Annotated in this window: 4 protein-coding genes and 1 pseudogene; all 5 read left to right on the top strand. The window is 29.6% G+C overall.

The window, feature by feature from the left end; all coding sequences use genetic code 11:
- Positions 1-60: 60 nt before the first annotated feature.
- A pseudogene (locus tag DP68_RS17905) lies at positions 61-1,182 on the top strand (hypothetical protein); the annotation flags it as partial.
- A gap of 65 nt (positions 1,183-1,247) precedes the next feature.
- On the top strand, positions 1,248-2,021 hold the full coding sequence (hadI, locus tag DP68_RS17910; protein WP_035311801.1) for a 2-hydroxyisocaproyl-CoA dehydratase activator HadI: 774 nt from the start codon (positions 1,248-1,250) through the stop codon (positions 2,019-2,021).
- Positions 2,022-2,181: 160 nt separating this feature from the next.
- On the top strand, positions 2,182-2,775 hold the full coding sequence (locus tag DP68_RS17915) for a TetR/AcrR family transcriptional regulator (RefSeq protein WP_035311802.1): 594 nt from the start codon (positions 2,182-2,184) through the stop codon (positions 2,773-2,775).
- A 165-nt stretch (positions 2,776-2,940) separates the two neighbouring features.
- Positions 2,941-3,924, top strand: a complete 984-nt coding sequence (gene bioB, locus DP68_RS17920; protein ID WP_035311803.1) for a biotin synthase BioB — start codon at positions 2,941-2,943, stop codon at positions 3,922-3,924.
- Positions 3,925-4,212: 288 nt separating this feature from the next.
- On the top strand, positions 4,213-6,582 hold the full coding sequence (locus tag DP68_RS17925; RefSeq protein WP_035311805.1) for an AraC family transcriptional regulator: 2,370 nt from the start codon (positions 4,213-4,215) through the stop codon (positions 6,580-6,582).
- Positions 6,583-6,618: the final 36 nt, after the last annotated feature.

The raw sequence follows: 6,618 nt of genomic DNA on the forward strand, positions 1-6,618 counted from the left end.
CTTAAAGTCACTGCAGAATGTAAAAATTATACCTAATTTTATAGATATGGAGAGGATAATATGAGTGAAAATTCAAAATCTAAGGTAGGACTTTTAACTGCTTTTGAAGTAGCAGCAGTATGGTTTGGGGCTCATGTGGGAGGGGGATTTGCAACTGGTAATCAGACAATGAATTTTTTTGTTAAACATGGTTGGAATTCTATATGGTTACCTGCAGTCATAATTACAATTATAGGATTAACTTACAGAGAATCATTAATACTCGCAAGAAACTATGGAACCTATGACTATAAAAGCTGGTCAAAGAAAATGTATGAACCCTATGACAAAGTTTTTTCCGTTATTTTTGAACTAGGATATTTAATGATAGTATTATTAGGTACAGGAGGATCCATTGCAGGATCAGCTGCTCTAATGGAGAGCTTTGGATTAAATTATCTAGCAGGTGTTTTAATTACAGGTGGTGTTTTTTATATACTAACTATATATGGAGCAGATTTAATAAGAAAAGCTTCAACTATTATAACTATATTAATATTAATATTCTTAACAATCATAGTAATTGTAGGTATATCCAGTAATTCATCAAATTTAGCACATCTTGTTGCAACAAAATATTCACCTTCATCCATAGGAACAACTCTATATAGTGGACTCCGATATGCTGGTTATCAATCTTTTGTTGTTGCTATTGTACTTAGTGCAAGTGACAACTTAAAATCTGATGCAGCTATTAATAAATCAGTAATTTTAGGTATTATTTTAAATGGTGTAATGATAACATTATCTTGTTTAATGCTATTATCATGGGTACCAGGGACTTTAAAGCAAACTTTACCACTTTTATATGTATGTAAGCAGTTAAATAGCAAATTTTTATTAGTAGCTTATTCAACAGTACTATTCCTTGCATTTGTATCAACAGGTATAGGTTGTGTATTTGGAGCAGTGGCTAGATTTGAAAAGGTCTTTAAGAAGCCTGAGAATATTAAAACAAAAAGAGGCTTGATTTCTCTTGTTTGCATGTTGTTATCCATGGGGATTTCATTATTTGGATTAACTAATATTGTTGTTGTGGGTTATGGATATGTTGGAATACTGGGTATATTTGTTGTGGTTATTCCATGCATAGTTGTAGGAAGAATAAAAAATAGTAGGTTTAAAAAAGAAAAGGATAGTGTATCATCCTTGGAAGTATAACAGGCAATTAATAGATGACAAAATATTTTATAAAGAGGGAGATACAGATGTATACAATGGGATTGGATATAGGCTCTACTACTTCTAAAGGTGTAATTATAAAAGATGGAAAAGAAATTATTATAAGTGTTGTAATACCTGTTGGAACTGGAACTAGTGGACCTGAAAAATTAATAAGACAATTAAAGGAAAAATCTAATTTAACAGAAAAAAATATAGAGAAAACAGTGGTTACAGGTTACGGAAGAATTCAATACAAAGATGCGGACAAACAAATAAGTGAATTAAGCTGTCATGCCAAAGGAGTAGCGTTTTTAATACCAGAAGTAAGAACTATAATAGATATTGGTGGGCAAGATGCTAAGGTTATGAAGTTAAATGACAAGGGTAAGCTTATAAATTTTATAATGAATGATAAATGTGCTGCTGGTACAGGTAGATTTTTAGATGTCATGGCTAGAGTTCTTGAGACAGATGTTTCTAAGCTGGGAGAAATATCGGAGAAATCTAAAAATGAAGTTTCAATTAGTAGTACTTGTACTGTATTTGCCGAATCAGAAGTAATCTCTCATCTATCAGCAAATGCAAAAAAAGAGGATATTGTAGCAGGGATTCATACATCTGTAGTAAGACGTGTAGCTGCTCTTGCAATGAGAATGGGTATTGAGGATAAAGTAGCCATGGTAGGTGGGGTGGCCAGAAATAGTGGAGTAGTTAGGGCTATGAAAAAAGAATTAGGCCATAATATAAAAGTACCAGAACTAGCGCAATTAACTGGGGCATTGGGTGCTGCTATTTATGCATTTGAGGAAATAAAATAGTGAATTTAAAGAGAGGGATTTCATCCGCGTTAGGATGAATATTCCTCTTTTGACATATTATTAAAAATAAAATATAATAAAAGTGTAGTTTATTTAGTGAATTTTCAATAATATTAAATATTTATTAAAATATATTATTTTAGGTGGTGAAAGCACTTTTATGACTAACATTGAAGAAAAGCAATTTGAAAAGAGAAAAATTATTACTGATAAGGCAATGGATTTGATGAATGAAGTAGCATTTGAAAAAGTAACTGTTCGAATGATTTGTGAAGCAGCAGATATTTCTGCCGGAACATTTTATCATTATTTTGAGAATAAGTTAGATCTACTTATTGAATTATTTGGCTTAATAGATGGATATTTTAAAGAAAATGTTCTAGCAAAATTAAATAATGAAGATGAAATAGAAAATATATTTAAATTTTGTGAAGGATTTGCTGAGTATGCTACATTAATAGGTTTTAAAAAATGTAAAGTACTTAATTCTACATTTCCGATTGGAAGCAAAGAAAATTGTTATGAGGAAAATAACCGTATTCTTTATAGTGAATTAAATAAAATCATAAATCGTGGACAGGAAAAGGGGCAAATAACTACTGATTATACTGCATATAAATTGGTTGATATGATTATCACCATCATAAGGGGATATTGTTTTGACTGGGCAAGAAGAGAAGGACCCTATGATTTAGTAAAGTATATTAATGAAGTTATTACAGTATTTATAAAAAGTATTAAGATTAATAACTAATATTAGGATGAAATTATTTAAAAGCAATAAAGAAGTCATAGGCTTCTTTTTTTGATTTATTGTAAACCTAAAATATTGATTGGGTTGACAATTAAAAACTTATTTATTATCATTGACATAAGAAAAGTGGACATATTGTTTAAGAAATATAAGGAGGAAGTAAAAATGAAAAGCTTTATTAAGGGGTTAGAGAAAAAGGTTATAGGAGGACAGGCTACAAGTTTTGAAGAAGCTATGAAACTAGCAGGTATTGAAGAAAAAGATGATATAAAAGAGCTATGTAATAGTGCTAATAACATAAGGGAGTTTTTTTGTGGAATAGAAGTAGATCTTTGCAGCATTATGAATGCAAAGTCAGGACACTGCTCTGAGGACTGTAAGTTCTGTGCTCAATCTGCCCATTACATAACTAATGTAGAAGTATATGATTTAGTTTCAAAGGAAGCAGCTTTAAAGCTTGCTAAGGAAAACGAAAGTGAAGGAGTTAATAGATTTTCCTTAGTCACCAGCGGCAGAGGAATTATTGGCAGTGAGTTTGAGAAGGTTGTAGAAATTTATAAAGAGCTAAATAAAGAAGTTAAAATGGATTTGTGTGCATCCTTAGGAATACTAGGATATGGTGAGCTTCTTAGCCTAAGAGAAACTGGAGTAACTATGTATCATCATAATTTGGAAACCAGCAGAGACTATTACGAAAGAATATGTACAACTCATAGTTATGATGAAAGAATAGATACTATAAATGCAGCTAAAAAAGCTGGCATGGCTGTTTGCTCAGGAGGAATTATCGGCCTTGGAGAAAGCTTAGATGACAGAGTTAAGCTAGCTTTTCAGCTAAGAGATTTAGGTGTTCAATCCATTCCTATAAATGTATTAAATCCAGTAAAAGGAACGCCTTTAGAAAACCAAGAAAGATTAAGCCAAGATGAAATACTAAAAACCATTGCCATTTTTAGATTTATAAATCCCCAAGCCTTTATAAGACTTGCCGGGGGAAGGAACCTCATTGACGAATTTGGTAAGAATTGCTTTAGTGCAGGAGCAAATGCTACAATTACGGGAAACTATTTAACAACATCAGGTAATAAGATATGTGATGATAAGAAAATGATAAGTGAATTAAAGCTAGAGGTTAGAAAAAATATATGAAGCAATTGAAGAAGAGTATAGGTCTTTAATTAAATTTTCATAGGAGTTTTTAAGTATTAAAGGGGATAAGCCTAAAAGTTTATCCTCTTTAATTATCTTTATATATACAAAGGCGTGGGATAATTTTACTATATTGTTACATTTTATTGAAAAAGTATGAATAAACTAATATAATATTAATATGACTTTTTAGTATAAAATTAATATTAGTTCTTGTAAACATTTTTTAAATTTAGAGGAAGGGTTTTTGTATTGTGATTTGTTAATGTTAAATGGGGGGATATATATATGAACAATATATATCAAAAGTTTAAAAAGAATATAAAAGCAAAAAATACCTTTCATAAATTAATGCTTTCCTATGTTATCTTCATAGTTCTCTTTCTTTTAACAACCATGTTTGTGTTATATAAAGGCTATAAAAAGCAAATTGTTGAACAATCCAGCAGGGTATCTGAAAATATTATAAATCAAGCCGAGTATTATACGGGCTATACTCTTGACTGGGCAAAGTCTTACATATACAAATTGTATTTAGATGAGCAGGTTTATAATTTGATGTTTGATTATAATAGCAATTCAAAGTTAGGTTTTTCACCATATTTAAAGGTAAAACAAGCTGCTGCTATGATTCCATCCATTCAATCTGTGTACGTTTACAACCGTAATAATAAGATGATATACTCATCCGATGGGAACTCATCTTATTATTCCTTGTTTTATGATAGCGATATAATGAAGAGGCTTAAAGAATCTACTGAATCACTCAGCTCAAATTTTATTTCAAGACAGATAACAGTACCTATCAATGGAGAAGAATATAAAAGAAATATACTTACATTAATTTTATCAAATTCAAAGTCGGATATAGATGGAAATCCATATGGAGCTATAGTTTTAAATCTTGATGCTAATTCTGTACAAGCCTATTTTCACAATATGTCAGAAAGCGATTATAATTTGATGGCTATAAATAAAAAAGGACAGGTAATTTTACATTCTGATGAAGATATGTTTTTAAAGGATGTATCAAATTTAAATTATGTTAATAAGATAATAAACTCTAAAAATAAACAAGGAAGTTTTTTAGTCAATATTGAAGAAAGTCCATCAATAGTAACGTACAGATACAGCAAGAAACTAGACTTATTTTTTTTAAATATAGTAAAATATGATACCTTAATTGAAAGTATCAGAGGAATGAGCAGATTTTTGATTTTAGCATTCATTTTATTATTTTTGTTTGGACTAGGATATTCAATATTCACCTCTAGAAAAATATATAAACCAATTGCTGAAACGGTAAATACAGTTAAAAAATATTTAGATATTGATGAAGATATAAATAAGGAGCTAGGAATTGAAGAAAATTCGAGAAATGAAATGGAATATGTTACAAAGGTAGTAGATACTCTTATGAATAAACCTATATCCTTTGCAAAGCTTTCGGATAAGGATTTATATTTTATTAGAAATCAACTGCTTAAAGCTCTCCTTTTAAATATGGTTACAGAATTTGAAAGTTTTAAAGTGAAGTTAAAGGAAGTAGGTTTTGAGGTAGCTAGTGGCAATATAGCTATAGTGTTATTTAAGATGGATTCTTATAAAAAACTTATAAAAGAAAAGGGAGATGAAGAATTTAAAAGTTTAAAGCGCAATTTATATATTGAGATTTCTAATATATCCAAAGAATATTTTGAGTGTGAGATTATAGGACTAGAAGAGGATGAGATATGTCTCATTATAAAGGTTAAAGATAAAATAGATGATGAATTAACAAATAAAATAGTTCAGTTAATCCAAAAAAGCCAGGAAACAGTACTTAACAGCTTAAATATTTCTCTTTCAGCATCAATAGGCAGATATGCAGAAAGACTTGAGGAAGTAGCCAATGGATATAAGACTGCAAAAGACTATATTAACTATCGTTTTAAATATGGACCTAAGTCGATACTAATTAATGATCAAATAACCCAGGATATTTCCGGGGAAAGTAAGTTTGAAGATGCACAGCCAGAAGCACTTTTTAAAGCTGTAAAGCTGGGAAATCTTGATGAGGTAGAAGTTGAACTTGATAAAGTATTTAGTATACTGAAGAAAATGTCCTATAGTGATATGAGAATTTCTATTACTCAATTTGGAATTAACTCTCAAAAGGTTATAAATAATATTTGCCACATGAGCAAGGAAAATGCTTATATAGACATTAAAGAACTCACTGATAATTTATTTAATTATGAAACTATAGATGAAGTTAAAGATTACTTCCTAAATATATATAAAAATGTTGTAACTCAAATAAAAGAGAAAAAATCTAATAGAAAAAATGATGTAATTGAAAATGTAAAAAGGTATATAAATCAAAACTACTGCGATCAGTTATTAGCCTTAGAGGTCATAGCATCAGAAATGAGGCTTTCTCCAAATTACTTGAGAACTATATTTAAGGAAAGTGAAGGTAAATCCATTTCTAATTATATAAATGAGGTTAGATTTGAAAAGGCTAAGGAGCTTTTAAAGACTACAGAACTTACAGCAAAGGAAATTTCAATAAAAATAGGGTTTGAAAACTTCAATTATTTTTACACAGCTTTCAAAAAATACTATGGAGTGTCTCCAAATCAATTTAGAAACAACATAAATAGTATATATCAATAGGGTAAAAAGTATAGCTTAGATATAAAGAAAGACTTA

It is taken from the genome of Clostridium sp. HMP27 (assembly GCF_000765165.1).
Taxonomy (GTDB): domain Bacteria; phylum Bacillota; class Clostridia; order Clostridiales; family Clostridiaceae; genus Clostridium_AK.